This is a genomic window from Larsenimonas rhizosphaerae (genome assembly GCF_023700005.1).
In the GTDB taxonomy this organism is placed as follows: Bacteria; Pseudomonadota; Gammaproteobacteria; order Pseudomonadales; family Halomonadaceae; genus Larsenimonas; species Larsenimonas rhizosphaerae.
On sequence record NZ_JAMLJK010000001.1, the window covers coordinates 1,054,959 to 1,080,388 of the forward strand.

At 57.6% G+C, this 25,430-nt stretch carries 27 protein-coding genes; 17 read left to right on the forward strand and 10 right to left on the reverse strand.

What is annotated here, in order from left to right; translation table 11 throughout:
* Positions 1-6: 6 nt before the first annotated feature.
* On the reverse strand, positions 7-168 hold the full coding sequence (locus NAT21_RS04750) for a hypothetical protein (protein ID WP_250936104.1): 162 nt from the start codon (positions 166-168) through the stop codon (positions 7-9).
* 251 nt (positions 169-419) lie between these two features.
* Here NAT21_RS04750 and NAT21_RS04755 point away from each other — a divergent pair, with 251 nt between their 5' ends.
* Complete coding sequence (locus NAT21_RS04755; RefSeq protein WP_250936106.1) at positions 420-896, forward strand: OsmC family protein; 477 nt, start codon at positions 420-422, stop codon at positions 894-896.
* 6 nt (positions 897-902) lie between these two features.
* Here NAT21_RS04755 and NAT21_RS04760 read toward each other — a convergent pair whose 3' ends face one another.
* Positions 903-1,631: a 16S rRNA (uracil(1498)-N(3))-methyltransferase gene (locus tag NAT21_RS04760; protein WP_250936109.1), complete on the reverse strand. Its 729-nt coding sequence runs from the start codon at positions 1,629-1,631 to the stop codon at positions 903-905.
* A 125-nt stretch (positions 1,632-1,756) separates the two neighbouring features.
* Here NAT21_RS04760 and purD point away from each other — a divergent pair, with 125 nt between their 5' ends.
* The 4 genes from purD (at position 1,757) to NAT21_RS04780 (ending at position 5,194) form a co-directional block, all read left to right on the forward strand.
* The gene (purD, locus tag NAT21_RS04765) at positions 1,757-3,049 is read left to right on the forward strand and encodes a phosphoribosylamine--glycine ligase (protein ID WP_250936111.1); all 1,293 of its coding nucleotides are present in this window, start codon (positions 1,757-1,759) and stop codon (positions 3,047-3,049) included.
* A 102-nt stretch (positions 3,050-3,151) separates the two neighbouring features.
* Entirely contained in the window at positions 3,152-4,024 is an 873-nt protein-coding gene (locus tag NAT21_RS04770; RefSeq protein WP_250936113.1) for a phosphoribulokinase, read from the forward strand.
* A 31-nt stretch (positions 4,025-4,055) separates the two neighbouring features.
* Positions 4,056-4,397 (forward strand): histidine triad nucleotide-binding protein, encoded by a 342-nt coding sequence (locus NAT21_RS04775; protein WP_250936115.1) that lies wholly within the window; start codon positions 4,056-4,058, stop codon positions 4,395-4,397.
* Between the two features lie 161 nt (positions 4,398-4,558).
* Positions 4,559-5,194: a demethoxyubiquinone hydroxylase family protein gene (locus tag NAT21_RS04780; RefSeq protein WP_250936117.1), complete on the forward strand. Its 636-nt coding sequence runs from the start codon at positions 4,559-4,561 to the stop codon at positions 5,192-5,194.
* Positions 5,195-5,250: 56 nt separating this feature from the next.
* Here NAT21_RS04780 and speD read toward each other — a convergent pair whose 3' ends face one another.
* The 4 genes from speD to NAT21_RS04800 form a co-directional block, all read right to left on the reverse strand.
* A complete protein-coding gene (gene speD / locus NAT21_RS04785) occupies positions 5,251-6,048 on the reverse strand; it encodes an adenosylmethionine decarboxylase (RefSeq protein WP_250936119.1) in 798 nt (265 codons plus the stop codon).
* A gap of 127 nt (positions 6,049-6,175) precedes the next feature.
* Positions 6,176-6,598: an OsmC family protein gene (locus NAT21_RS04790; protein ID WP_250936121.1), complete on the reverse strand. Its 423-nt coding sequence runs from the start codon at positions 6,596-6,598 to the stop codon at positions 6,176-6,178.
* Positions 6,599-6,684: 86 nt separating this feature from the next.
* A complete protein-coding gene (murU, locus tag NAT21_RS04795) occupies positions 6,685-7,344 on the reverse strand; it encodes an N-acetylmuramate alpha-1-phosphate uridylyltransferase MurU (protein WP_250936122.1) in 660 nt (219 codons plus the stop codon).
* The gene (locus tag NAT21_RS04800) at positions 7,341-8,348 is read right to left on the reverse strand and encodes an aminoglycoside phosphotransferase family protein (protein WP_250936123.1); all 1,008 of its coding nucleotides are present in this window, start codon (positions 8,346-8,348) and stop codon (positions 7,341-7,343) included. Before NAT21_RS04800 ends, murU begins: the two co-directional genes overlap by 4 nt.
* Before the next feature lie 135 nt (positions 8,349-8,483).
* On the opposite strand from NAT21_RS04800, the gene NAT21_RS04805 reads away from it, so the two are divergent.
* From NAT21_RS04805 to NAT21_RS04840, 8 genes are read left to right on the forward strand one after another with little or no spacing between them, the layout of a single operon-like run.
* Positions 8,484-10,907, forward strand: coding sequence for an LPS-assembly protein LptD (locus tag NAT21_RS04805; protein ID WP_250936124.1), 2,424 nt, complete (start codon positions 8,484-8,486; stop codon positions 10,905-10,907).
* 58 nt (positions 10,908-10,965) lie between these two features.
* Positions 10,966-12,264, forward strand: coding sequence for a peptidylprolyl isomerase (locus NAT21_RS04810; RefSeq protein WP_250936125.1), 1,299 nt, complete (start codon positions 10,966-10,968; stop codon positions 12,262-12,264).
* Positions 12,265-12,271: 7 nt separating this feature from the next.
* Positions 12,272-13,282: a 4-hydroxythreonine-4-phosphate dehydrogenase PdxA gene (pdxA, locus tag NAT21_RS04815; protein WP_250936126.1), complete on the forward strand. Its 1,011-nt coding sequence runs from the start codon at positions 12,272-12,274 to the stop codon at positions 13,280-13,282.
* Positions 13,283-13,291: 9 nt separating this feature from the next.
* Positions 13,292-14,095 carry a 16S rRNA (adenine(1518)-N(6)/adenine(1519)-N(6))-dimethyltransferase RsmA gene (gene rsmA / locus NAT21_RS04820; RefSeq protein ID WP_250936127.1) on the forward strand — a complete coding sequence of 268 codons (804 nt, stop codon included), beginning with the start codon at positions 13,292-13,294 and terminating at the stop codon, positions 14,093-14,095.
* Entirely contained in the window at positions 14,092-14,475 is a 384-nt protein-coding gene (gene apaG, locus NAT21_RS04825) for a Co2+/Mg2+ efflux protein ApaG (protein WP_250936128.1), read from the forward strand. Before rsmA ends, apaG begins: the two co-directional genes overlap by 4 nt.
* A 22-nt stretch (positions 14,476-14,497) precedes the next feature.
* A complete protein-coding gene (locus tag NAT21_RS04830) occupies positions 14,498-15,313 on the forward strand; it encodes a symmetrical bis(5'-nucleosyl)-tetraphosphatase (protein ID WP_250936130.1) in 816 nt (271 codons plus the stop codon).
* 25 nt (positions 15,314-15,338) lie between these two features.
* Positions 15,339-15,662, forward strand: a complete 324-nt coding sequence (glpE, locus tag NAT21_RS04835) for a thiosulfate sulfurtransferase GlpE (RefSeq protein ID WP_250936132.1) — start codon at positions 15,339-15,341, stop codon at positions 15,660-15,662.
* The gene (locus tag NAT21_RS04840) at positions 15,659-16,804 is read left to right on the forward strand and encodes a tRNA nucleotidyltransferase/poly(A) polymerase-related protein (protein WP_284732659.1); all 1,146 of its coding nucleotides are present in this window, start codon (positions 15,659-15,661) and stop codon (positions 16,802-16,804) included. Before glpE ends, NAT21_RS04840 begins: the two co-directional genes overlap by 4 nt.
* On the opposite strand, the gene folK is transcribed toward NAT21_RS04840, so the two are convergent.
* From folK to tsaD, 3 genes are read right to left on the reverse strand one after another with little or no spacing between them, the layout of a single operon-like run.
* A complete protein-coding gene (folK, locus tag NAT21_RS04845) occupies positions 16,799-17,335 on the reverse strand; it encodes a 2-amino-4-hydroxy-6-hydroxymethyldihydropteridine diphosphokinase (protein WP_250936134.1) in 537 nt (178 codons plus the stop codon). The genes NAT21_RS04840 and folK overlap by 6 nt on opposite strands.
* Positions 17,332-17,697 (reverse strand): dihydroneopterin aldolase, encoded by a 366-nt coding sequence (gene folB / locus NAT21_RS04850; protein WP_250936136.1) that lies wholly within the window; start codon positions 17,695-17,697, stop codon positions 17,332-17,334. The genes folK and folB overlap by 4 nt, the downstream gene beginning before the upstream one ends.
* 1 nt (position 17,698) lies before the next feature.
* The gene (gene tsaD / locus NAT21_RS04855) at positions 17,699-18,742 is read right to left on the reverse strand and encodes a tRNA (adenosine(37)-N6)-threonylcarbamoyltransferase complex transferase subunit TsaD (RefSeq protein ID WP_250936139.1); all 1,044 of its coding nucleotides are present in this window, start codon (positions 18,740-18,742) and stop codon (positions 17,699-17,701) included.
* A 230-nt stretch (positions 18,743-18,972) separates the two neighbouring features.
* On the opposite strand from tsaD, the gene rpsU reads away from it, so the two are divergent.
* The 4 genes from rpsU to NAT21_RS04875 all read left to right on the forward strand — a co-directional run bounded on the left by rpsU (position 18,973) and on the right by NAT21_RS04875 (position 24,392).
* The gene (gene rpsU / locus NAT21_RS04860; RefSeq protein ID WP_250936141.1) at positions 18,973-19,188 is read left to right on the forward strand and encodes a 30S ribosomal protein S21; all 216 of its coding nucleotides are present in this window, start codon (positions 18,973-18,975) and stop codon (positions 19,186-19,188) included.
* 183 nt (positions 19,189-19,371) lie between these two features.
* Positions 19,372-21,210: a DNA primase gene (gene dnaG / locus NAT21_RS04865; RefSeq protein WP_250936143.1), complete on the forward strand. Its 1,839-nt coding sequence runs from the start codon at positions 19,372-19,374 to the stop codon at positions 21,208-21,210.
* Positions 21,211-21,394: 184 nt separating this feature from the next.
* Entirely contained in the window at positions 21,395-23,266 is a 1,872-nt protein-coding gene (gene rpoD / locus NAT21_RS04870; protein WP_250936146.1) for an RNA polymerase sigma factor RpoD, read from the forward strand.
* Positions 23,267-23,636: 370 nt separating this feature from the next.
* Entirely contained in the window at positions 23,637-24,392 is a 756-nt protein-coding gene (locus NAT21_RS04875; RefSeq protein WP_250936148.1) for a Crp/Fnr family transcriptional regulator, read from the forward strand.
* Here the strand turns inward: NAT21_RS04875 and NAT21_RS04880 are convergent.
* Complete coding sequence (locus tag NAT21_RS04880) at positions 24,389-25,300, reverse strand: LysR family transcriptional regulator (protein ID WP_250936150.1); 912 nt, start codon at positions 25,298-25,300, stop codon at positions 24,389-24,391. The genes NAT21_RS04875 and NAT21_RS04880 overlap by 4 nt on opposite strands.
* Positions 25,301-25,430 lie beyond the last annotated feature (130 nt).

A 25,430-nucleotide genomic window follows, 5' to 3' on the forward strand; every position in this document is an offset into this window, starting at 1 on the left:
AAGGCATCAGACGGGCGGGTCGGTCAGGAACGGACGACGGACAGCGCGAGGTGAAAACATCCAGCGCGGGGCCTTTCCTGCACGCATGATCGTGGTCATTTGACGCGATGTACAGCCTGAAGCGTTGCGATCCGGCCGCGATGGTTTGGGGTGCCCCTGAGCGGTCATGACGTTATCTCCTTCATCCCGATGTTGGCACGGTTACCCGCCTGCCAATACATCGGTCTCTGTAGCCCGTTGAAAGTGTTATAAAAAAAGGCATAGAGTCTGCGGTCGTAAAGGGAATGTATCACGCACCCAGATTGCTCGCCAGTCATCGACGTGCGAGAGTCGGAATCCTGTTGATATTGGCTTAAGCTTGGAGTGCCCGGGAAAGGGGTGTAGCCCGGGGTACTGACTCATCAGATCAAGGAATTCCCATGGGACTGACGCACGACTATACGCTGACTGTTCGCTGGACCGGTCAGAATGAAGCAGGCACGACCAGTTACCGGTCCTATTCACGTGCCCACGACATTCTGAGCGAGGGCAAGCCACGGATTCAGGCCAGTGCCGACCCGGCATTCATGGGTGATCCGGCCCTGCATCATCCGGAAGAGCTGTTTGTGGCTTCGCTCAGTGAGTGTCATATGCTGTGGTACCTCCACCTGTGCGCCGACGAAGGTGTGGTGGTTACGGATTACGTGGATCAGCCGCGCGGGACGCTCAAGCTGGCGTCCGGTCACGGCGGACGCTTTACGCGTATCGAGCTGCGCCCGGTGATCACGATCACGTCCGAGTCTTCTGTAGACACGGCTCGGGCACTGCATGATCGTGCTCACCAGTACTGTTTCATTGCCCAGTCGGTCAATGTCGATATTGTGATTTCGCCGGAATTTGTTCACGGCGTGGAATGATTGATATCAGATGGGCTTGAAAAGCCGTGACAGCAGGGCGACCACGGCCGTTTCGACACGCAGGATGCGTTCACCCATGTGAATGCCCTTAAGGCCTGCGGCTTTCAGGGCATCCATTTCGTACTCGATGAATCCACCTTCCGGGCCAATGGCCAGCAGTAACGGTGGAGCATCGAGCGCGCGAGGCGGTGGGCAGGATTGCATCTCGCCCGGATGGGCGACAAGGCCTTCGCGGCCTGTCATCAGGCCCGGCAGCTCGTCTTCAACAAAGGGTTTGAAGCGCTGGGCCAGGTGTACCTTAGGCATGGTAGTGTCACGCGCCTGTTCAAGGCCCAGTACCATGTGGTGGCGGATTTTAAGTGGGTCGAGTTCCGGGCTTTGCCAGTAACTTTTTTCCACACGTCGAGTATGCAGCAGTGTGATGTGCTTCACGCCCAGGGCTGCCATGTTTTCGAGGCTTCTGGCCAGCATGCGCGGTCGTGGCAGGGCGAGAACAACATGGATGGGCAGGGGCGGCGGCGCTTTTTGCGTCAGATGCTCAAGCTCGAAATCCGCCAACTCCGGCGTCAGTGACACCAGGCGGGCACGCCCCATCAGGCCATTTTCCACGCCGACGGTCAGGCTCTGTCCCGGGACAAGGCGATGGACATCTCTCAGGTGAGCCAGGCGACGCGTATCGGTAACGCGAAGCCGCTGGCCGTCAAGGCTTTCGGCGGGCAATAACAACAGGTTCATGAGGGCTCCTTTAAACGCGAGCCATGATACCCGAGCTGGCACGAAGGTCGAATGCGTACAGCGCGCTTTTTTTCTGAGATAATCGACGCACTTCCTGTTTTAACCGACAACGAGACGAGTCATTGATGAAGGTTCTGATTATCGGCGGTGGTGGACGTGAGCATGCGCTGGCCTGGAAGGCTGCACAGTCCAGTCAGGTCAGCGACGTGCTGGTTGCTCCCGGCAATGCCGGCACGGCTCGCGAGGACGGGCTTCGTAATGTGGCGGTGGCTGCAACGGATATTGAAGGCCTGCTGGCCCTGGCGCAGCAGGAAGAGGTGGGGCTGACCATCGTGGGGCCTGAAGCACCTCTGGTGGCGGGGGTGGTGGACCGTTTTCGCGCTTCCGGGCTGGCCATTTTCGGTCCGACTCAGGCAGCCGCCCAGCTGGAAGGCTCCAAGGCCTTTACCAAGGACTTTCTGGCGCGCCATCGTATCCCCACGGCCGAATATGCCAACTTCACCGACATCGACAAGGCGTTGGCCTATCTTGAGCAGCATCCGGCACCTATCGTTATCAAGGCCGATGGTCTGGCCGCCGGCAAGGGCGTAGTGGTTGCCATGACCGATGACCAGGCGCAGGCCGCGGTCAGGGACATGCTGGCAGGCAATGCCTTTGGTGATGCCGGTGCGCGCGTGGTCATCGAGGAGTATCTAGACGGTGAGGAGGCCAGCTTCATCGTCATGGTCGACGGCGAGCATGTGCTGCCCATGGCGACAAGTCAGGATCACAAGCGCATCGGTGAGGGAGATGAAGGTCCCAATACCGGTGGGATGGGCGCTTATTCTCCGGCACCGGTGGTGACAACGGCCGTTTTTGATCGCGTCATGGCCGAGATCATCATGCCGACGGTTGAAGGCATGGCGCAGGAAGGCAATGCCTATACTGGCTTTCTGTATGCCGGGCTGATGATTGATGCCGATGGGGCACCGAAGGTCATTGAATACAACTGTCGCTTTGGCGACCCGGAAACCCAGCCGATCATGATGCGTCTTCAGAGCGATCTGGTGGCGCTGTGCCAGGCCGGTGTCGAAGGGCGTCTGGATCAGCAGCACTGCCAGTGGGACGAGCGCGTTGCAGTGGGTGTGGTCATGGCGGCGCAGGGATATCCTGGTGAGTACCGCAAGGGCGATACCATTGATAACACTCTGGCGGCTGAACGTGATGGTTGCAGGGTATTTCATGCCGGTACCGCGGAGAGTGAGCAGGGCCGCGTTGTCACCAGTGGCGGGCGTGTACTGTGCGTGACCGGTCTGGGCGAGGATGTAAGCTCGGCCTGTGAGCGTGTTTACGCGGCAGTGGATACCATATCCTTTGAGGGCGCTGTATTTCGGCGCGATATCGGCTATCGAGCGATTCGCCGCCAGACCGGGCACTGACTGATGATGCCCCGATGAGGCGCCGCCTCACCGGGGCATTCGGGTTCAAGCGCCTGTCGCGGCTTCCATGGAGGGGCGACAGGTCAGGGGGAGGAGCAGGACATGTCTCGTGAATACCCGATCGTGTCGGTAACCGGTTCGTCCGGTGCGGGCACCACGACGGTACGCCGTGCGTTTGAACGCATGTTTGCTCGTGAATCCATACATCCTGCCGTGATTGATGGGGATGCCTTTCACCGTTATACCCGGGAAGATCTGCGGCGCATCTTCAAGGAAGAGCCGGAGCGCAAATCCGAGTTATCCCACTTTGCCGTCGAGGCCAACCTGCTTGATCGTCTTGAAGACCTGTTTCAGGAATACGGCGAGCGCGGTACCGGTACGTTTCGTCATTATATTCATGCCGAAGACAAGCGCATGCTGGAAGCGGGCTATCAGGTGGGGACCTTCACCGAATGGCAGCCGATCCCGGAGGGAACGGATCTGCTTTTCTATGAGGGCCTTCACGGCGGGCTGGTGACTTCCGAATTCGATGTGGCACGTCATGTGGATCTGCTGGTAGGTGTGGCACCCACCATGAATCTTGAGTGGATTCAGAAAATAAACCGCGATACCAATATGCGTGGGCATTCACATGAGGCGGTGGTGGATACCATTCTTGGGCGTATGCAGGATTATGTGCGGTATGTGATTCCACAGTTTTCTCGAACTCATATCAATTTTCAGCGTGTGCCGACAGTGGATACGTCCAATCCCTTCGAGCTTCAGGATATTCCAAGTGATGGTGAGTCCTTTGTCGTTATCCGATTTCGCGACCGGCACGGCGCAGATTTTCCCTATCTGCTGTCCATGATCAGGGATTCCTTCATGACGCGCCCGCATACGCTGGTCGTACCTGGCTCCATGATGCCATTGGCCATCGAGTTGATCATTACACCCAGAGTGGAAGCACTGCTCTCCAGGCGTCGATTTCGCTGAGTGATGTCTTCCCCATAGAAGGACAAGTGCCATGAGTACGATCTTTACGCAAATCATTAACCGTGATATCCCGGCCGATATCGTCTTTGAAGATGAGCACGTGCTGGCCTTTAATGACATCAGCCCCCAGGCGCCGTATCACATGCTGATCATTCCCAAGCGCCCGATTGCCACCCTGAATGATCTGACAGAGGATGATGCCGAGCTGGTGGGCAGGCTGCATGTGACGGCAGCTCGTCTGGCCCGTGAAAAGGGCTTTGCCGACGAGGGATATCGCGTTGTCATGAACTGTAATGAGTACGGTGGGCAGACGGTCTATCACATCCATCTGCATCTGATGGGGGGGCGTCATTTTACCTGGCCTGCAGGTTGACAGCCGGACCTGTAAATTATCTATCGAGAAGCGCCGTCAGGCGCTTTTTTTATGCGTAAGAAAGTAATTAAAGGTGACTCGCTAAATGTCCTGAAAGTGGCTATGCACCCGTGGAGCACCTAAGCTCGAAGAGTGCCCTTGGCTTGATTCAGGAGTTTCTGATGAAAATGACCCGTACCGACTGCATGATCAGTCAGTTTGACTCGCTGCTGCGGGTGCTGTCTCCCCAGGCGGTTCAGCCGCTTCGTTCCTCGCCGGCGCATGAAGCCAGCGATGGGGCGATGGCTCCTGGCACACGCAGAATCTCGTCGTCCTGGGTGCGAGGTCACTACACTCAGGCCCTGTGCTTGCAGGCCCTGTATCAGGGGCAGGCGCTGGCGGCCCGTCAAACCCGCGTGCAACAGAATGTGCTTCAGGTGGCGGGGGAGCAATGGGACCAGCTTGGGTGGTGTCGTCAGCGGCTGGCTGAACTGGGGGGGCGAACCAGTCTGCTGGATCCCATCCTTTACATCAGTGCCATGTCGCTGTCGGCGGCGAGCAGTCGGCTGGATGAGGCCGCCGGGCTCGGGTTTGTGCATGCTGCTACCGAAGCCACGCGCAGGCAGTCGGAGCATGTGATTCGTGAGTTGCCTGAGGATGATCGCCGGTCTCGCGCCATTTTTCAGGCCATGCAGGGGGACGATGCCCATCATGGCCGTCAGATGCTGGAAGGCGGTGCACGGGCCTGGGCATCGCCTGCGCGGTGGGGGCTGGGGGTGCTGGTGAGGTCCGTGGCTTTTGCTGCACGAAGGGTCTGACAGCCGGTCATGAAAAACGCCGCAGCGTGCGGCGTTCAGAGACAGTATGCTGACTGTCAGTCCATATTGCGGGAATAAAAGATTTCCAGCATTTCTCGACGCAGACGCCGTTCGATATCGTCGGCTTCTTCAAAGGACAGCTCTCGGCGAGATGTGCCGAAAAGGTAGTTGTCGAGATCAAAGTCCTTCAGCAGCATCTTGGTGTGGAACATGTTTTCCTGATACACGTTGACGTCGATGGTCTGATAGGCCTTTTTGGTATCTTCGGAAATGTAATCCTGGATCGAGGTAATATCGTGATCGATGAACAGCTTGCGGCCATCGACATCACGCGTAAAACCGCGTACCCGGTAATCGGCCGTGACCATGTCCGAGTCAAAGCTGTGGATCAGGTAGTTCAGTGCCTTGAGGGGTGAAATCATGCCGCAGGTCGAGACATCGATATCAAGTCTGAACGTGCTGATACCGTTGTCCGGATGGGATTCCGGGTAGGTATGCACCGTGACATGGCTCTTGTCCAGGTGGCCAACCACGGTTTCAGGCAGTGGCCCCGGGCCCGGTGTTGACACGCTTTCGCTCAGCGGTCCATCAAGCTCATGTTCAGCGATGAGAATGGTAACGCTGGCCCCATGAGGTTCGTAGTCCTGGCGTGAGATATTAAGGACGTGTGCCCCGATGATATTGGTTACATCCTTGAGAATCTGTGTCAGACGCTCGGCATTGTAAAGTTCGTCGATATAGTCGATGTACCCTTCACGCTGCTCTTCGGTCTTGGCATAGCAGATGTCGTAGATGTTAAAGCTCAAGGAGCTTGTCAGGTTATTAAACCCGTGGAGTCGGAGCTTGTCGGTCAATTCCGAGCCTCCTGCAGCTGTCAGCGGTGGTGAATGCCCGACGAGCAAGCGTCGAACCCGTCATCGAAAGGCGCGTATTATGCACATCCCCGGGAGGGGTTGCACCTGTCTTTTGGCAGTCTGACAATCAGGGCGCCTCAAGAATTTCGTAGTCATGGGTGATCTCGACGCCACCTGCCGCGAGCATGAGCGAAGCGCTGCAGTATTTGGTGGCAGACAGTTCCGTTGCCCGTTTGACCTGGGATTCCTTGAGGTTGCGGCCGGTAACCACGAAGTGGACATGAATCTGGGTGAATACGGCCGGCGTGGCATCGGCGCGCTCTGCGCTCAGCTCTGCGACGCAGTCGGTGACCTGCTGGCGGGATTTCTCAAGGATATTGATCACGTCATAGGCAGTACAGCCGCCCATGCCCATCAACAGGAGTTCCATCGGTCTGGCGCCGGTGTTGCGCCCGCCATTATCCGGATTGCCGTCCATGACAACGCTGTGGCCGCTGCCTGATTCGGCGACGAACTGGCGTCCATCGGTCCATTTTACCGTCGCTTTCATGCTGTGTATTTCCTTTGCTTGCGGTTGGTGCGCACTGACGGGAGCGCAGGCTCGTCGAGCACTCATGGCGCTGAATGGTACTGTAATCAGCTCAGCTGTGCATCCAGCGCATGGAGGCGCTCCGGTGTGCCGACATCGACCCATTGCCCGGTAAAATGCTCGCCGGTCACTCGGTGCTGTTCCATGGCAATAACCAGTAACGGGGCCAGTCTGGCCGGAGTATTGTCCGGCAGGGTATGGAACAGGGCGGGGTCCAGTATGGCCAGGCCCGAATAGGTCAGTCGCGGCGTACCGGTAGCGTCGAGCTGCCCCTCCTTCAATCTGAAATCCCCGTCGGGATGATGGGGTGGGTTATCCACCATCAGTAAATGCCCCAGTGCCTGATCGGCAAGATGTCTTGGTGTCAGGTCGGCATCACACCAGACATCCCCATTGATCAACCAGAATGGCGCGTCGCCCAGCAGTGGCAGGGCATGCCGAATGCCGCCTGCGGTTTCAAGCGGCGTCTCCTCTTCACTCCAGGTAATGCTGACGCCCAGAGCGCTGCCATCGCCGAGTGCATCCATCACCTGTGCGCGACGGTAGCTTACATTGATGACAATGTCGGTGATGCCGCTGTCGCGCAGCCGTTCCAGGTGGTGCACCAGCAGGGGCTTGCCGCCCGCGGGCAACAGGGGTTTCGGGCAGGTGTCGGTCAGTGGGCGCATCCGTGTCCCCAGTCCCGCTGCCAGAATCATGGCTTTCATGGTGTGTTCTCGGTGGATGTATTCAGGGCCCGGTCAAGGCGAGGGGTGAAGGTGTCGGTAAACCAGTCAAGCAGGGTGGTTTCTCCCAGGGCGCAAAGCGCCTCGCGGGTATGCGCGAGGAAGCAGGGCATATACGCCAGGTAACGAGGCTTGTGGTCACGAAATGCCGTGCGACAGAACCCGCCGAGAACCTTGATGCTACGCTGCGCGCTGGTATCTTCAAAATTTGCCAGAAAGCGGGACCGGGAATGACTTTCCGGTATCAATCCACTGCTGATCGCACGCGCGTGGTACTGCATTAGCCAGCGATGTCTGTCCTCGGCGGGCCACGGCTGATGCCGGTCACGAAGCAGGCAGGTCATGTCAAAGCTCAACGGCCCATGCCAGGCCCCCTGAAAGTCGATCAGTCTGAGCCTGTCTCCCTGAACCATGATGTTTTGCGGTGTATAGTCACGATGGGTGGTGACACGTGGCTGATCCAGCAGGCGTTCGACCAGGGCATTTCTGAACTTCACCCAGCCAGGCGGCAGGTCAAGGCCCAGCCAGGGCAGGCACCATTCTGGAAACAGATCCAGCTCACTGCCCAGTCGCGTTGCATCGTAGTCAGGCAGGGCCTCGGCCGGCTGGGCTGCAACACGGACCGACAGGGCGATGGCCTGCTCGATCAACGGCTCGATACGGTGTTCATCCTCGAGTGCTTGTCGTAGCATGGTGTTGCCAAGGTCTTCGAGCACCATGAATCCCTGTTCAAGCGAACAGGCTTCTATGCCCGGGACCGGCAGGTCGGCCGCATGCCACAGCCTGTCGATGGTGACAAAGGAAGTGCTGTCTTCATGTTCCGGGGGCGCATCCATGATGATCCGGGTCGAGTGATCCGGCAATTCGAGGCGAAAATAACGCCTGAAACTGGCATCATCTGCGATGACCTCGAGCGCCATGTCGCTGTCGCTGAGTCGATACTGCTCGGCGAGCCAGTGTTTCATGAGGGCAAGACGTTCTGACATGGTACCTGTTTCCTGAAAATAACGGCCCTGAGTTCAAGGGGCGGTCAGGGCATGACGGTGTGTACCTTACCGATTTTTTGATGCAAGTACATGGGGATGAACCCCGTTCCTTATCAGGCAAGGATGACGAATAACATGGGGCAGCGTACCTTCTGGACCGCCGCACTGACCGGCGTGCTGGCCGGCACGGCTCATGCAGCGCCGCCTGCGACGCTATCGGCCGATCAACTTGACTGGCAACCCTGGGGTGAAGATCGCCCTGCGGATGCCCTGTGTCGTGGGCGCTATGTCATGCCTGCGTACCGTATTGGTGCCGGGCAGACCCCGTCACAGGTGCGCAGCAGTTCGGACAGCGCCGGTTACGGCAGCAGCGGTGAGACCATTCTCAATGGCGATGTGGTGTTGCGCCGTGGTAATCAACAGGTGGAGGCACCGCAGGTGTCCGTCAACCAGGACCGTACGAATGCTCACGTGTCCGGTCCCCTGGCCTGGCGTGCCAACGGTGCACTGGTGCGAGGTGACAGCGCGGATATCGCCCTGAACAGCGATGCGGCGCAGGTTGACAGTGCGCACTATGTCTTTCACAGCCAGCATTCCCGCGGGGATGCCCAGTCACTGGCGCGCCTCAAGGATGGCCGCTATCAGCTGCGCGAGGCCAGTTTCACGACCTGTGATCCACAAAGCAGCCTCTGGCGACTGATCGGCAGCAATGTCGTGCTGGATCGTGAAAACGGGTATGGCACGGCCACCAACGCGCGGCTTGAGATCGAGGATATTCCGGTCTTCTACTGGCCCTGGTTGAGCTTCCCCCTCGATGATCGTCGCCATACCGGCGCGCTGTGGCCATTGATCAGCTACGGAAGCTCTGACGGTCTTGACTACAGTCAGCCGATTTACCTCAATCTGGCACCCAACTATGACGCGACCCTGACGCCGCGCTATATCCAGAACCGTGGTGCCATGCTTGGTGGTGAGTTTCGTTATCTGTTCGGTACGGACAAGGGTGCGATTGCCGGAGCATATCTTGGCAGTGATGAAGGGGGAGACAACCCCGGCGGCGATGACAGTCACAAGGATCAGGACCGCTGGTATATCAACTATACCCACAGCGGCCGTTTTTCAGAGCGTACCCGGTATGATCTGAAATATGGTGCTGCCAGTGATGGCGACTACTTTGATGATTTTGGCCAGAGCTTTGATGAGATCGATACCGATTATCTCGAGCGTCTGGCCCGTCTGGACTACCAGGGGGATGTCTGGCATCTGCAGGGCCGTGCGCGTGGTTTCCAGAAAATGGACTACCCGCTGGCCGACGATGACAAGCCGTTTTATGAGCTTCCGGCACTGCTGGCTCAGGCGCGGTGGGATCAATCTTCGGGCACTTACGAAGAATGGAACAGTACTGCCACGTATTTCTGGCGCGACATTGATCGTAACGATGTGCCGCTGCGTGAATCGGCCACCGGCTCACGGATTCATTTTGCACCGGCCGTCGGTTATCGGGGCGATAACAGCTGGGGCTTTTTCGAGCCACGCGCCGAGCTGTGGTACAGCCAGTACGATCTCGATTACGGCAATCGTAATGAAGCAAGCCTCGACGGGCGCGACGAATCACCCTCTGTCGCGGCGCCGGTACTTTCCGTGGACTCCGGTCTGATCTTCGAACGCGACTTTTCTGCCTTTGATTCCCGCTGGCGTCAGACGCTCGAACCCCGGCTTTATTATGCCTACGTGCCCGAGCGCGACCAGGATGACATGCCGGTATTCGATACCAACCCCCAGTCCTATTCCTGGAATCGGTTGTGGTCTCCCTATCGCTTTACCGGCAGTGATCGGATCGGTGATGTCAACAAGCTCTCCTATGGGGTCAGCTCCCGCTTTCTGGAAGATGCCACTGGTCGTGAACGGCTGAAGCTGTCGCTGGGTCAGAGCCGCTATTTCGATGATCGTGAAGTCAACGACAACGACCCCAGCAAGAATTACGATGATCCCAACAGTCAGTATTATTACAACGACCACCGGGAGTACTCACCAGCGGTTGCCCAGGTTGACTGGCAGCTGACCCGGCGCTGGAGCGCGCGTTACGCGATGCTTTACGACACCGAGCGTGGCCGTACCGAGCAGAACTCGACGTACCTTCGTTACCGTGACCCGGGCGGCAGTATCGTCAACCTGGGGTATCGCTGGGAGGTTCAGGGGTTTGATCCCGCCGGAGACAGCAAGGACCGTCTGGGATACAACCGTAACGAATATGATCTCTCGTTTGCCTGGAAGGCAACGGCCGGTGTCTCGCTGATTGGTCGCTACCTGTACGATGAAACCAACAGTCGTGCCCTTGAAAAGCTGGCAGGTGTACAGTTCAACGACTGCTGCTATGGCGTCGAAGTCGCCTGGCGCGAGTGGATCGATGATGATGATAGTGCCAACACCATCGTGGATGATGAAACCAAGCGCGGTATCTTCCTGCGGTTTATCTTCAAGGGACTGGGCGGTATCGGGCAGGACCCGGATCCGTATTTCTCCGAAGCTGTTCCTGGGTACCAGCCAGGCACGTTTTAATCGTCCGGTGCGCCCCGTCGGGGCGCACCGATGACAGACTGTTCAAGAGAGTAACATCATGCGCAAGACGTTTCTGGCCCCCGCCGGGCTTGCCCTTCTCATGGGCCTCAGCCCGCTGGGCTACGCTGCCAGCCAGCCTCTGGACCGAATCGTGGCCGTAGTAAATCAGGACGCCATCATGCAGAGCGATCTTGACCGCCGCATTGAGCAGGTCAAGAAGCAGCTGTCCACGCGTAATGTGCAGGCCCCCGGTGGTGATGCCCTGCGTCAGCAGGTGCTGGATCGAATGATTCTGGAAGACATTCAGCTGCAGATGGCCAAAAAGGCCAACATGTCAGTGGATGATGACCAGTTGAGTCAGGCGTTGCGTCAGGTGGCCAAGGGCAACAACATGACCCTGGATCAGTTCCAGGCCATGCTCAAAAAACAGGGCGTATCCTTTGATACCGTGCGTGACCAGGTGCGTCGGGAACTGCTGGTTTCCATGCTGCAAAAGCAACAGGTTGCCAGCCGGGTAACGATTCCCGAGCGTGAGGTTGATCAGTACCTGGACAAGATGGGGGCCCAGGACCAGGCCAGTTATCATCTGGCTCATATCCTGGTCACACTGCCGGAAAATCCGACCAGCGCGCAGGTGAATGCCGCCCGCGAGAAGGCCGACGCGCTGAGGCAGAAGATTCGCAGCGGGCAGCAAAGCTTTGCTCAGGTGGCCGCGAGAGTGAGCAGTGATCCGACCCTTGAAGGAGGTGATCTGGGATGGCGGCCGCGCAATGAACTTCCCACCATTTTTGCTGATGTCGTGCCTGGCATGAGTGCCGGCGACGTCAGTGCACCGATCCGAAGCTCCAGCGGGTTTCATCTGGTGGAGCTGGTCGAGAAAAAGGGTGGACAGCAGCAGCTGATTTCGCAGGTTGATGCCCGCCATATTCTTATAAGCCCGAACCCGAATCGCAGCGATGCCCAGGCTCAGGCGCTTGCGGAGAAGGTATCCCGTGAGCTGAAGCAGGGCGCCGATTTCGGTGCGCTGGCTCGTCAGTATAGTGATGACAAGGGCACGGCACTCAATGGCGGTGAACTGGGTTGGACCAACCCGTCGGATGTGGTGCCCGCCTTTGCAAAGGCACTGGAAAGCCTGCCGCAGGGACAGATTTCCGAGCCGGTGAAGTCACGGTTCGGCTGGCATGTCATCGAAGTGGAAGGGCGCCGCCAGCGCGATGTCACCGAGGACAGTCAGCGTGAGCAGATCCGTCAGAAGCTCTTCGAGCGTAAGGTCAATGAGGAACTGGACAGCTGGCTGCAGGAAATTCGTGCCTCGGCCTATGTCGATAATCGGTTGAACGATACCGCAGTGCAGTGAGGTATCCATGACCGCATTACGTCCTCTGTTGATTACCGCCGGTGAACCGGCGGGGATCGGGCCGGATCTGGTCATTGATCTGGTCTGCCAGCCCGAACGCATGGTGTCGTTGCCCCCTTTTGCTGTCGTGGGGGACCCTGCCTTGTTTCGCGACCGGGCTCGCATGCTGGGGGTGCAACTGGAAATCATCGAGGTGGTGCCGGGGCAGAGTATTACGCCTGCTCCCGGTGTGCTGCCGGTGCGCTCCGTGCCACTGTCAGCACCGGTGGTAGCCGGTCAGCTGGATCGCCGCAATGCCGGGTACGTACTGGCTTGCCTGGATGAAGGCATTCGTGCCTGCCTGGCCGGCGAGGCGTCAGCCATTGTGACGGCTCCGCTGCACAAGGGAGTGATCATCGATGCGGGTTACCCCCGGTTTACAGGTCATACGGAGTACCTGCGTGATGCCTGTGGCGTTGATGATGTCGTCATGATGCTGGCTACCGAAAATCTGCGCGTTGCGCTGGTGACGACACATATGCCGCTTTCAGACGTGCCAGCGGCGGTAACGGCGGACAAGATCACTTCGACGCTTCGTATTCTTCACCGGGATCTGGTGCGTTACTTCGGGGTGTCAGCACCACGTATCGGGGTCTGTGGTCTTAATCCGCATGCCGGGGAAGGAGGGCATCTGGGGCGCGAGGATGATGACATCATAGCCCCCGCGCTGACGCTGCTTCGTGAAGAAGGCATGGTGCTCAGCGGCCCGTTGCCGGCAGACACGGCGTTTACCCCACATCATCTGCGTGACAGTGACGCCATGGTTGCCATGTATCACGACCAGGGGTTACCGGTACTGAAATATGCCGGCTTTGGTCGCGCTGCCAATATTACTCTGGGATTGCCCATCATCAGGACCTCCGTGGACCACGGAACCGCACTCGATCTGGCCGGCAGCGGCCGGGCCGAACGAGGTAGTCTGGATGTGGCAATCGACCAGGCTCTCGTCATGGCCCGTGCGGCCACTCAAGGAAAGTAAGTTCGTCTTATGACCCATGCTCCCACGCCCCATCGGGCACGCAAACGCTTTGGGCAGAATTTTCTGCGCGACACCGGCATCATTGATCGCCTGGTGCGCGCCATTCACCCTGTTGAGGGTGATCGATTGGTGGAAATCGGCCCTGGGCAGGGTGCCATTACTCAGGGATTGCTGGATGGCGCTCAGGCTCTGGACGTTATCGAGCTTGATCGTGACCTGGTGCCCGGGCTCAGAACCCAGTTTTTCAACTATCCGGAATTTCGTATTCATCAGGCTGATGCGCTGGCCTTTGATTTTCGCTCGCTGGTCTCACCGGGTGAGCAGCTTAGAGTGGTAGGCAACTTGCCCTACAACATTTCCACGCCGCTGATTTTCAAGCTGCTGGAGGTCAACGATATCGTGCGCGACATGCATTTCATGCTTCAAAAGGAAGTCGTCGCGCGGCTCGCATCGCAGCCGGATTCGGGCCAGTGGGGGCGTCTGTCGATCATGGCGCAGTATTTCTGTCGGGTCGATCATCTGTTTGACGTGCCGCCGGAAGCCTTTGTGCCCCGGCCAAAGGTGGATTCGGCCATTGTTCGGCTCACACCGTACGCCACAAGGCCACATCAGGCGCATGACATGACCGTTTTTGCCAGTGTGGTCAAGCAGGCCTTCTCACAACGGCGCAAGACCCTGCGCAATAATCTTAAGACCATCATCAGTGCCGAGCAGATGGAAGCGCTGTCGATCAACCCGACGCGCCGCCCTGAAACCCTGTCGCTTGAAGAGTACGTTCGGTTGGCCAATGCCCTGAGCGAGACTGCGCCATGATTGATGACCCGGCAGCGGTAATTGATGTCAGGGTCAGCCCGGAGTACGTCGCCGAAGACTCTGATCTCAAGGAAGGCAGCTTTGTCTTCAACTATGACGTCGAGATCCACAATCATGGGGAACAGGAAGTCCAGTTGCTGAGACGCTACTGGCGCATTACCCAGGGCAGTGGTCAGGTGCAGGAAGTACGGGGCGAAGGTGTGGTGGGTGAAAAACCGTTGATTGCCGGGCGGGGATACTTCAGTTATCGCAGTCGGGCGGTCATGGATTGCGAGGTCGGCGTCATGGAGGGGAGCTATACCTTCTCGGGAGACGGCGGTGTCGAGTTCGAGGTGTCCATCCCGCCGTTTCGCCTGTCACCCCCCAATAGTGTTCACTGATTCACCAGGCTGAAGGATCCGTATGAAACTGCATATCGCGGGCGATCTTCAAGGGTGCCATCGTGAGTTTACGGACCTCATGAAGGCGCTGTCATTTGACCCGGAGCAGGATACCTTCTGGGTGGCCGGAGATATCGTCAATCGGGGCCCCGAGTCCCTTGAGTGCCTGCGCGAAGTTCATGCGCGGCGCGATCATGTCGGGATCATCCTGGGGAATCATGATCTTCATCTGCTGGCCGTGGCCTATGGTCATGGCCGGTTGAAGCGAGGGGATACCCTGCAGGCCATCCTGGACGCACCTGACCGACATGAACTGATCGAGTGGCTGCGCCGTCAGCCGTTGATGCGTGTCAGTGAGACGCATGACGTGGCCATGGTGCATGCCGGACTACTGCCTTCTTGGTCGGTCGAAAAGGCCGCCGGGCTGGCAAGGGAAGTCGAAGCGGTGCTGGGTGGGGATCAGGTCGAGTCGTTCCTGTCCTGCATGTATGGCAATGAGCCGGCCCGGTTTGATGATGCATTGACAGGCAGTGATCGTCTTCGTGCCATTGTCAACGTCATGACCCGGATGCGGTTCATCGATGACGATGAAACACTCGATTTCAAGGCAAAGGAGGGGCTCGACAGTGCACCTGAAGGCTTTGCCCCATGGTTTCAGTATCCGCGTGTGCATGATGGCCCATCATTGGCCTTCGGGCACTGGGCTGCTCTTGAAGGTGCGATGCCTGCGTCGCGTATTTCGGGCTGGGCGCTGGATACAGGCTGTGTCTGGAAAGGCCGCCTGACCGCTCTGACACTGCCTGATGCAACGCTGACCACCGTACCCAGTCGTCAGTAATTCCATTCAATGCAAGGAGCCTGTCATGGCCTTTTCACATCTTTCCGGTGAGACACTCTCACAGTGGCTTGCCGAGCAGACCGAGCCTGCCATCGTGGATATCCGTGATCCTGACAGCTTTGCTGCCGGGCATATTCCAGGCAGTCATCGCCTCGATAACAGTACGGTCGCCGGGTTCGTGGCTGATACTCCGGCAGATGCGACCGTGGTCGTTGTCTGTTATCACGGGCATTCGAGCCAGCAGGCCGCCCAGTGGCTGGTCGGTCAGGGGTTCAGTGAAGTGTACAGTCTGGATGGTGGTTTTGAGCAGTGGCGCCATCAGTACCCCGAGCGTACTGCCGCATCATGAGTGGCTGGCAGGATAAGGTGACCGGCGGGGCCGATGAGGTCGTTGCAGGCCTGGACGTTTACCTGGTCGGTGGGGCAGTGCGTGATGCGCTTCTGGGGCGGCCCGTGTTTGATCAGGATTGGGTCGTGGTAGGGGCGACAGTGGACGAGATGCTTTCACGCGGATTTCGTCCGGTAGGGCGGGACTTTCCTGTATTTCTTCATCCGGTATCCCATGAGGAATATGCGCTGGCACGTACCGAGCGCAAGACCGGACATGGTTATGGCGGGTTTACCGTCAATGCCTCACCGGAGGTTACGCTTGAAGAGGATCTGTCTCGGCGTGACCTGACTGTCAATGCCATTGCCCGAGCGCCGGATGGCACTCTGGTGGATCCTTTCTCGGGTGTTCATGATTGTCACCATCGTCGTTTTCGGCATGTCAGTGACGCGTTTGTGGAAGATCCCTTGCGTGTGGTGAGGCTTGCTCGCTTCATGGCGCGATATGCTCCGTTTTCATTCGAGATTGACGAGAGTACTCGCCAGTTGCTGCTGCAGATGGTCCGTGACGGCGAGGTGGGGCATCTGGTGGCCGAGCGCGTCTGGCAGGAAACCGAAAAGGCGCTGGGCGAAGTGGCGCCGGTCGTGTTTTTTGAGGTACTGGCGGAGTGTGGCGCGCTGGCCCCCCTGTTTGGCGAAACGGCGACAACTTCCCGGTTTGATAAGGGGCTTGCCGTCTTGCCGAGCCATGTGCTGGAGGAGGAACGGTGGGCAGCGCTGTGGCAGTTCCATGCTGAAGACGAGATCGTTGCGATCAATCAGCGCCTCAAGGTCCCGAAACGATTCATGCAGCTTTCATTGGTGCTGGCCAGAACGCGACGCGTGATGGCGTCATGGCCGACGTCCACGTCCGGCTGGCTTGACTGGCTCAATGGTATTGATGCCTGGCGAAAGGAAGAGCGGGCCCGACAGGCCATTGCCATGCTGGAGTGTGAAGTGTCCCGGTCTGCTGACGTAGCGATGCTTGGCGAGGCGCTTGAGGCTGCCCGAAGCGTTTCGCCTCAGGCGCTGGTACAGCAGGGCTTCAAGGGCCCGGCCATGGGGGAGGCACTTGCACAGGCGCGTGCCGAAGCCATCAGGGCGCGGCTTGGGTTATCGTCATAGCGAATGCTCGGCATCCGGTGAGGAAATGCAGCGGCCCTGCCACTCAAAGTGAATCGGTGTCAGGGGCTGTGGCGTAGCAGTAGAAAACTGCTGCCAGAGTGCCTGGTACGTGGTACCCAGCGCCGGGTGAGGGGTATGTGGTCGTAGCTCGGCCAGAGGCTTCAGTACGAAGGCATACCGGGTAATGTCGTTGCGGGGCAATACCAGTCCGTCCTTCTGAAGCACCGATTCCCCATGGGTCAATACATCGATGTCAATGACGCGCGACGCAAATTTACGGGCATTTTCGGGCCGCCCCAGCTGATACTCCATCGCCTTCAGCTGCTCTGCAAGTATCTCCGGAGGCAGCGGTGTGCTGATGGCAACCACCATGTTGTAAAAGAGGTTGGTGCTGTCGAAGCCGACCGGCTGGCTTTCAAATACTCGTGAGGTAGCGATGGGCCCGAACCTTGCGTTCAGCGCGTCCAGGGCCAGGCGAAGATGGTGGGCAGGATTCAGGTTGCTGCCGATGCCAAGAAGTACTTCAGTCATGGCAGTGCATTCCGTTGGCCCCGTTCGATACGCACTCCTACCGAGCGGGCCTCGGGAACAGCGCCAGGCTTGTGCAGGGTCAGGCGAAGCCATGGAATGCTGAATTCTTCCTGGAGAAGCGTGGCAACGCGCTCAGCGAAGGTCTCGATCAACTCAAGGCGGTGGCTGTTGCCAAACTCGATCAGGCGTTCGCTGATCGCAGCGTAATTCAATGTCTGATTCAGGTCATCGTCTGCCGCTGCGGGCCGAATATCCCAGCCCAGTTCAAGGTCAAGAATCAGTCGCTGCTGAATACGCTTCTCCCAGTCGTAGACACCGATGGTGGTATCAATGGCCAGGCCATCAATCAGGATGATATCCATTTCAACTATCCTCGTGAGCCCGTGGTGCCTGCAGTGTGTCCAATGGCCAGCGTGGCGTGGTGTGCATGGTGCCGGTGTCATGCTCACCCTGGCTCAGGCGCAGTGCGCCTGCCAAGGCAATCATGGCCCCGTTGTCCGTGCAAAAGCGCGGGTGGGGGTAAAATACCTCAGCGCTCAGCGCGTGCAGGGCATTGCCCAGTGAGTCACGCAGCCGCTTGTTGGCACTGACCCCGCCGGCCACCACCAGGCGTCGGTATCCGGTCGCCTTGAGTGCTCGACGACATTTGATGGCCAGTGTATCCACCACGGCTTCTTCAAAGGCGCGGGCTACATCCGCGCGCGCCTGTTCGTCCAGAGCGTTGTCACGCACCAGGGCCTTGAGCGTGGTCATGGTATGTGTTTTCAGTCCGGAGAAGCTGAAATCGAGACCGGGTCGGTCTGTCATGGGTCTGGGGAAGCGAAAGCGTCCGGGAGCGCCGCTGGCAGCCAGTGCCGATACTGACGGGCCGCCCGGATATGGCAGGTCCAGCATCTTCGCCACCTTGTCAAAGGCTTCGCCGGCGGCATCATCCACCGATTCACCCATCAGAGTGTACTGTCCGATACCTTCAACCTGCACCAGCTGTGTGTGTCCGCCGGATACCAGCAGCGCCACAAAGGGAAAGGCGGGAGGGTTGTCTTCAAGCATCGGGGCCAGAAGGTGGCCTTCCATGTGATGAACGCCCAGTACGGGAATGTTCAGCGCCCGTGCCATGCCGTGCGCCGTCGAGGCTCCCACCATCAGGGCGCCGACGAGCCCGGGGCCGGCGGTATAGGCAATGGCATCCAAGTCGGTGCGGTGCATGCCGGCGTCATCGAGCACCTGCTGTATCAGTGGAAGGAGTCTGCGCACATGGTCTCGTGATGCCAGTTCGGGAACGACACCACCGTAGGCGGCGTGCATGTCGATCTGGCTGAAGAGGGCATCTGCCAGCAGGCCGGATTCAGTGTCATAAAGCGCAACGCCGGTTTCGTCGCAGGAAGACTCGATGCCAAGTACGCGCATGGAAAAACTCTATTCTTGTCGGGGCGCTCAGTGTAATCGGTTGGAAAAGCGCTGTCAGGCCAATTGCAATAATGCTTGACGATCTCTATAATACCGGTCCTCTTGAGTAAGCTGTGCTTGATATGTCCCTGGGCAGGCATAGGCAGCCCGCATGTCGGGAGGCCTTCATGACTGTCGGGCATTGAGCACGTTCATAACCGATCTACTTAATCCAAGGTGGTGATCGCTTAATGCCTTCTGTAAAAGTACGCGATAACGAACCGTTCGACGTCGCACTCCGTCGCTTCAAACGCTCCTGCGAAAAAGGTGGTGTTCTGTCTGAAGTACGTCGCCGTGAGCACTACGAAAAGCCGACGGCTGTTCGTAAGCGCAAGGCTGCTGCTGCAGTAAAACGTCACGCCAAGAAGGTTCAGCGTGAGCGCAAGCGTTTCGAACGGTTGTATTGATCCGTACCTGGGTTGCTTGAGCAATCGAGCAGCTTTAGAAGGATTACAAACGGCCGCCTCTGGCGGCCGTTTGCTTTGTACAGGATAAAAGCTGTCTTGGCACAGTGACCCCTTCCGGGCTGCCGGCATAATGGATGCCTGCATGACTCCTCTTTCAGTTGACGTTGACGCAGTGGCCTTCCGATGGCAGGACAGATTTCACAACGGTTTATTGACGACCTGTTGGCGCGAGCCGATGTTGTCGAGCTTGTGAATGAGCGTGTTGTACTCAAGAAGGCGGGGCGCAACTTCCAGGGGCTCTGTCCGTTTCATGATGAAAAGTCACCGTCCTTTACCGTTAGCCCCGACAAGCAGTTTTATCACTGCTTTGGTTGTGGCGCTCACGGTAATGCCGTGCGCTTTTTGATGGAATATGACGGGCTGCGGTTTCCGGAGGCTATCGAGCAGCTGGCGGCCAGATTCGGTCTGGATGTTCAGCGTGAGGATGATGACAACCCCGTGGCGCAGGAAAAGGCCCGTGAGAAGAAACGTCAACAGGAAGAGAGCGAGCACGTTCTTGAAATTGCTGCGCGTTATTACCGCTATCAACTGACGCAACAGGACGCTTCGGCGGCACGGGAGTACCTGGCACGTCGTGGACTTTCCGATGAAGTCATTCGACGTTACGGCATCGGTTTTGCCCCGGACAGCTGGGATGGCCTGAAGCATACGCTGGCTCAGCGTAATGTGGCCGAGGATCAGCAGGTGGAATATGGCCTGCTGGTGGAAAAGGAAGGGACCGGGCGCACCTATGACCGTTTCCGGGATCGGGTCATGTTTCCGATCCGGGACTGGAAGGGGCGCACTCTGGGGTTTGGTGGTCGTGTGCTGGGTGATGCCAGACCCAAGTACCTGAACTCGCCTGAAACGCCTGTCTTTCACAAGGGGCGAGAGCTTTACGGCCTGTTCGAGTCCCGGAAAATGGATCCGCGAGCCGAGCGTCTGTTGATTGTTGAAGGCTACATGGATGTGGTGGCGCTGGCCCAGTTTGGCGTAAACAACGCAGTGGCCACGCTGGGTACATCAACAACACCGGAACACTTGCAACGGTTGTTTCGGCTGGTCAGCGAAATCGTGTTTTGCTTTGACGGTGACAAGGCTGGGCGGCAGGCGGCTGTTCGGGCTCTTTCCACCGTGTTGCCTCACATGCTGGACGGTCGCCAGGCACGTTTTCTGTTTCTTCCCGAAGGGGAGGATCCCGACTCGCTGATTCGTGCCGAGGGTGCAGAGCGTTTCGAAGAGCGTGTGGTCTGTGCCAGCCCGCTGTCGGAGTTTCTGTTCGAACAGGCTGCCGAGGGGCTTGATCTAAAACAGATCGAGTCGCGAGAGCGCTTTGTCAGCAAGGTGCTGGCGCATGTACGTGATCTGCCCGATGGAGTGCTCAGGTCCTTGATGATCGAGGCGCTTGCCGAGCGCAGTGGCATGGAACGCAGCCGCATCACGGCGCTGCTGCTGGACAAGAATTCCACGCCTTCGGCCGATACAGGAAATAATCGGAATGCACCGGCTCAGGAAGAAGCGCGATCACGTTCAACGTCGTCTTCACGAGCAGGGCTTCTGGATCGGTGCGATCAGGCCCTTTTGCTGCTGCTTCATGCGCCGGAAAGCGTGAACGAGTTGCCTGAATCGGTGGACTGGTGCCCGGAAACGGCATCGGGGCAGTTGCTGTCTCGGGTCATTCGATTGATTCGCGCCGGTGGGTATCGTTCGGCGCAGGTCATCATGGGGCATTTCCATGGCAGTGAAGAGGGGGAGCAGTTGCGGAAGCTGCTGTCTCGTCGGGATCTTCTTTTGCCGCCGGAATATCGCAGTGAAGAGCTTCGCCAGATCGTGGCGCATTTTGAACGCCGCCGTGAAAGCAGTTCTCCGCACAGTGAGTACGAGGCGCTGGTCGCTCGAGAAAAACAGGGTGAGAAACTTTCCCGGGATGACGCCGTCAGAATGTGGCAACTGGCGCAACAGTTGTCGCAGGGGAAGGGTTGAAAATTACAGGATGCCCCCTCATCTAGGGGGTATATGGCTAAACGCTACAAAATAGCATACCCGGAACACCAGTCAATATGAAGCTGGCGCAAACGACCCGCTCCGCTATAATGGTCCGTTCGTTGCCGCGCTACTTCATTTTGAGTTTCAGGTACACCATTCTTCTTCGTCGAGATAGGTTTCTATGGCTGGAAATACACAGCAGTCGCGTCTGAAGGAGTTGATCGCACAGGGTAAGGAGCAGGGCTATCTTACCTACGCTGAGGTCAACGACCATCTGCCCGAGGATATCGCAGATCCCGAGCAGGTAGAAGACATCATCAGCATGATTAACGACATGGGTATCAAGGTCGTTGAAGAAGCGCCTGATGAAGATACATTGATGATGTCCGACTCGTCTACCGACGAGTCTGCTGCCGAGGAAGCGGTCGCCGCTCTGGCTGCTGTCGAGGGCGATGTCGGCCGTACGACCGACCCGGTACGCATGTACATGCGTGAAATGGGTTCGGTGGAACTTCTGACCCGCGAAGGCGAAATCGAAATAGCCAAGCGGATCGAGGAAGGTACCCGTGAGGTCATGGGATCGCTTGCGTATCTGCCGGGTGCGGTAGATTCCATTCTCGATGCATACGACGCCACTCAGGACGAGGAAATGCCTGGTCGGTTGTCGGATCTTTTCAGCGGGTTCATTGACCCGGATGAAGGGACGCCGGGCGCTGCCGAAGTGGAAGAAATCGAAGAGTATGTTCCGCCCGAGAAGGCCGAAGGCGAGGCCGACAAGGACGACGAGGACGAAGACGATGCTGAAGGCGACGAGGACGAGGATGATAACGCCAGCGAAGGCGGCCCCGACCCGGAGCTTGCGCGTGTCCGTTTCGAGCAGATTCGCGAGCAGAACGACAAGACCAAGGCACTGATTGCCTCAAAGGGGCGTGCTTCCAGGGAAGTTCAGAAGGAACAGGCACGTCTTGCCGAACTGTTTTCACCGATCAAGCTGGTGCCGAAGCACTTCGAGCGTCTGGTTGGCCAGGTCCGCTTGAGCGTGGATCAGGTTCGTCGCCAAGAGCGCTCCATCATGCGTCTGTGTGTCAAGCGCTCCAAGATTCCGCGTAAGAGCTTTATTGCCTCGTTCCCGAACAATGAAGCCAACCTCGAGTGGCTGGATCTTTTCATTGAAAAGCATCCCAGGTACCGGGATTCGCTGGAAGGTCACCGCGTTGATATTCTGCGTGCCCAGCGCAAGATTGCCTTTGAAGAAGAGCTGGTCGATCTGAATGTAGCCGGCCTGAAGGAAGTCAATCGCAAGCTGTCGATCGGTGAGGCCAAGGCCCGTCGTGCCAAGAAGGAAATGGTTGAGGCCAACCTTCGCCTGGTTATTTCCATTGCCAAGAAATACACCAACCGTGGCCTGCAGTTCCTCGACCTGATCCAGGAAGGCAATATTGGTCTGATGAAGGCCGTCGACAAGTTCGAATACCGTCGCGGGTACAAGTTCTCGACCTATGCGACCTGGTGGATTCGTCAGGCGATCACGCGCTCCATCGCTGACCAGGCCAGAACCATCCGTATTCCTGTGCACATGATCGAAACGATCAACAAGCTCAACCGTGTTTCTCGTCAGATGCTTCAGGAGATGGGGCGTGAGCCGACTCCTGAAGAACTCGGTGAACGCCTTGAAATGCCGGAAGACAAGGTGCGCAAGGTGCTGAAGATTGCCAAGGAACCGATCTCCATGGAGACGCCCATTGGCGATGATGATGATTCACACCTGGGTGACTTTATCGAAGACGGCACCATGGTGTTGCCGATCGATTCCGCAACCGGTGAAGGGTTGATCGAGGCGACTCGCAACGTGCTGGGTGGGTTGACTGCACGTGAGGCCAAGGTGCTGCGGATGCGCTTCGGCATTGACATGAATACCGATCATACCCTCGAAGAAGTGGGCAAGCAGTTTGATGTTACCCGTGAGCGGATTCGTCAGATCGAAGCCAAGGCGCTGCGCAAGTTGCGCCATCCTTCCAGAAGCGAATCGCTGCGCTCATTTGTTGACGAGTGATCGTGGTGAGAAAGACAGGAAAGCGCCCTCGGGGCGCTTTTTTTAGGTATGTATCACGGCACGCCATGATCGCTGATGGCTTTCCTGTTTAGTGTGCGCCAGTGTGTAAGGTGTAGTGCTCCGAGGGTTATAAAATGATGTCTTTCTTGTGCAAGGTTCACCGGGGAGCGTGTTTATGTGTATGAATCCCCTTATTATTTAGATTCTAATAACCTATGTTATAAAACCTTTTGGCGGTCTCCGTTGAAAATAGTAACCGTGCAATTTTCCAGCATGATGGCCCGTGCCGAGCCTGGATGTACATTCAAACGCGCCATGACTGTCCAAAGGGTCATGGATAGGTAAAAGTCCAATATCCGGGGAAAACAGCATGAGTGAGAAAGACAGCTGTATTGTTCGTCACTTTTGTCATTACAGTCAGCTTGGAGCGGATGAAAAAGAGCTCCTCATGTCGCTGGAAAAGGGCCCGGTCTCATTGTCGGCACATGAGGTGCTGTGGGAAGAAGGCGATCTGGCTGGAGAGCTGTGCACCATCAGCGCCGGCTGGGCCTATTCCTATCGCAATATTGATGATGGTTCCCGCCAGGTGCTGGATGTGTTCTTGCCGGGAGATGTGATCGGGCTGCGTGAATTTGCCTTTACACGTCGGCTCAGTGGCGTCGTAATGCTGACCGATGGCGTCGTCTGCCGGTTTCCGCATCGCAATATTGTCGATATATTCGAGCGCTCTACACGCCTTACTTCGATCTTTTTCTCCATTTCCGGGCGTCAACAGATGATGTTGACCGAGCGGCTGGTAAATCTCGGTCGGCGTAATGCGTTCGAAAAAACTGCTCACATGGTATTCGAGCTGTACTGCCGACTTAAGCGTATCGATCCTGATCTGGGCTTGAGTTTCGAGCTGCCCCTGTCTCAGCAGATATTTGCAGACGCGCTGGGTCTCAGTTCGGTGCATGTAAGTAGAACCTTTACAGAACTGCGCGAAGAAAACCTGCTGATTCGTGACCGAAACCGGATAACGATCCTGGATGAGAAGCGGCTGGAAAGTGTTGCCGGGTTCTCCGAAGGATATCTGGAAGAAAGTCTGCAAAGCGTTCTTCCGGAGGCCGACCTGCCGGGCGCCTAATGCCCATCGCTGTCCGGCATTCTTTGATCGGGCAGCGGTGCCGGCAGTGCACCCACCAGAAAATCGATGAAGTGCCTGATCTTGGGCGATGTGTGCTGATGCCCCGGGTACACTGCCCATACGCCGGTATCCGGATGCCGGTATCTCTTCAGTACACTCACCAGACTGTTCTGGTGTAAATCGTCCATCACGTAATAGTCCGGTAGCTGAGCCAGTCCGAGCCCCTTGCGGGCTGCATCCAGTAGTGCCAGCCCGGAGTTTACTCGCCAGCGCCCATCGATTCGCACTTCACGGCGGCGGCCGTTTTCCTGAAAGACCCAGCTTCTTCGAGAGCCGGCCAGGCAGTGATGGTGGCGTAGTGCGTCCAGCGTTTCCGGCACACCTTCGCGGGCCAGGTAGTCAGGGCTTGCCACTACGTATTCCTGCCGGCTGGCAATGCGTCTGGCCATCAGGCTGGAGTCCGCAAGCGTTCCCAGCCGGATGGCCAGATCCACTCCTTCCTCCAGTAGGTTGATCCGTCGATTGGTGAGGTGGAAGTCCACTTCCAGTTGGGGATGCAATGTCATGAAGTCATTCACCAGCGGTGCAATGAAGCGTTCACCATAATTGGTTGCTGCCGTGACGCGAAGCAGGCCATGAGGAGATTCCGCCAGCGACTGTACGGCATGGGTTGCTTCCTCAAGCTCGCTGATCAGTGGCTGGCACCGCTCAAAGTAAATACGCCCGGCGTCGGTCAGCAGCAGTGTTCTGGTCGTGCGATAGAGAAGCTGTGTCCCAAGCTGTTGCTCCAGCCCGGCGACCAACCGACTGACGTGAGAAACCGATACCTTGAGGGCGAGTGCTGCTGAAGAAAACCGGCCGGTTCTGACAACGGCAATAAAGGCTTCAATACGATCCCAGTGTTGCATGGTTACAGCAGTTATCCTGTCATTGTTGCTGAATGGCAATACTATTATGACGTCTGTTCTCTTCTGTCGGCGATCATATTTGCCTACACTCGGTATTATTGCCGTATTGCCTTGTTTCGGCACTTAACTG

Bases quoted from the DNA above. Each gene is read 5' to 3' on its own strand.
- NAT21_RS04750 (WP_250936104.1), bottom strand. From the start codon at position 168: ATGACCGCTCAGGGGCACCCCAAACCATCGCGGCCGGATCGCAACGCT.
- NAT21_RS04755 (WP_250936106.1), top strand. From the start codon at position 420: ATGGGACTGACGCACGACTATACGCTGACTGTTCGCTGGACCGGTCAG.
- NAT21_RS04760 (WP_250936109.1), bottom strand. From the start codon at position 1,631: ATGAACCTGTTGTTATTGCCCGCCGAAAGCCTTGACGGCCAGCGGCTT.
- purD (WP_250936111.1), top strand. From the start codon at position 1,757: ATGAAGGTTCTGATTATCGGCGGTGGTGGACGTGAGCATGCGCTGGCC.
- NAT21_RS04770 (WP_250936113.1), top strand. From the start codon at position 3,152: ATGTCTCGTGAATACCCGATCGTGTCGGTAACCGGTTCGTCCGGTGCG.
- NAT21_RS04775 (WP_250936115.1), top strand. From the start codon at position 4,056: ATGAGTACGATCTTTACGCAAATCATTAACCGTGATATCCCGGCCGAT.
- NAT21_RS04780 (WP_250936117.1), top strand. From the start codon at position 4,559: ATGAAAATGACCCGTACCGACTGCATGATCAGTCAGTTTGACTCGCTG.
- NAT21_RS04790 (WP_250936121.1), bottom strand. From the start codon at position 6,598: ATGAAAGCGACGGTAAAATGGACCGATGGACGCCAGTTCGTCGCCGAA.
- murU (WP_250936122.1), bottom strand. From the start codon at position 7,344: ATGAAAGCCATGATTCTGGCAGCGGGACTGGGGACACGGATGCGCCCA.
- NAT21_RS04800 (WP_250936123.1), bottom strand. From the start codon at position 8,348: ATGTCAGAACGTCTTGCCCTCATGAAACACTGGCTCGCCGAGCAGTAT.
- NAT21_RS04805 (WP_250936124.1), top strand. From the start codon at position 8,484: ATGGGGCAGCGTACCTTCTGGACCGCCGCACTGACCGGCGTGCTGGCC.
- NAT21_RS04810 (WP_250936125.1), top strand. From the start codon at position 10,966: ATGCGCAAGACGTTTCTGGCCCCCGCCGGGCTTGCCCTTCTCATGGGC.
- pdxA (WP_250936126.1), top strand. From the start codon at position 12,272: ATGACCGCATTACGTCCTCTGTTGATTACCGCCGGTGAACCGGCGGGG.
- rsmA (WP_250936127.1), top strand. From the start codon at position 13,292: ATGACCCATGCTCCCACGCCCCATCGGGCACGCAAACGCTTTGGGCAG.
- apaG (WP_250936128.1), top strand. From the start codon at position 14,092: ATGATTGATGACCCGGCAGCGGTAATTGATGTCAGGGTCAGCCCGGAG.
- NAT21_RS04830 (WP_250936130.1), top strand. From the start codon at position 14,498: ATGAAACTGCATATCGCGGGCGATCTTCAAGGGTGCCATCGTGAGTTT.
- glpE (WP_250936132.1), top strand. From the start codon at position 15,339: ATGGCCTTTTCACATCTTTCCGGTGAGACACTCTCACAGTGGCTTGCC.
- NAT21_RS04840 (WP_284732659.1), top strand. From the start codon at position 15,659: ATGAGTGGCTGGCAGGATAAGGTGACCGGCGGGGCCGATGAGGTCGTT.
- folK (WP_250936134.1), bottom strand. From the start codon at position 17,335: ATGACTGAAGTACTTCTTGGCATCGGCAGCAACCTGAATCCTGCCCAC.
- folB (WP_250936136.1), bottom strand. From the start codon at position 17,697: ATGGATATCATCCTGATTGATGGCCTGGCCATTGATACCACCATCGGT.
- tsaD (WP_250936139.1), bottom strand. From the start codon at position 18,742: ATGCGCGTACTTGGCATCGAGTCTTCCTGCGACGAAACCGGCGTTGCG.
- rpsU (WP_250936141.1), top strand. From the start codon at position 18,973: ATGCCTTCTGTAAAAGTACGCGATAACGAACCGTTCGACGTCGCACTC.
- dnaG (WP_250936143.1), top strand. From the start codon at position 19,372: ATGGCAGGACAGATTTCACAACGGTTTATTGACGACCTGTTGGCGCGA.
- rpoD (WP_250936146.1), top strand. From the start codon at position 21,395: ATGGCTGGAAATACACAGCAGTCGCGTCTGAAGGAGTTGATCGCACAG.
- NAT21_RS04875 (WP_250936148.1), top strand. From the start codon at position 23,637: ATGAGTGAGAAAGACAGCTGTATTGTTCGTCACTTTTGTCATTACAGT.
- NAT21_RS04880 (WP_250936150.1), bottom strand. From the start codon at position 25,300: ATGCAACACTGGGATCGTATTGAAGCCTTTATTGCCGTTGTCAGAACC.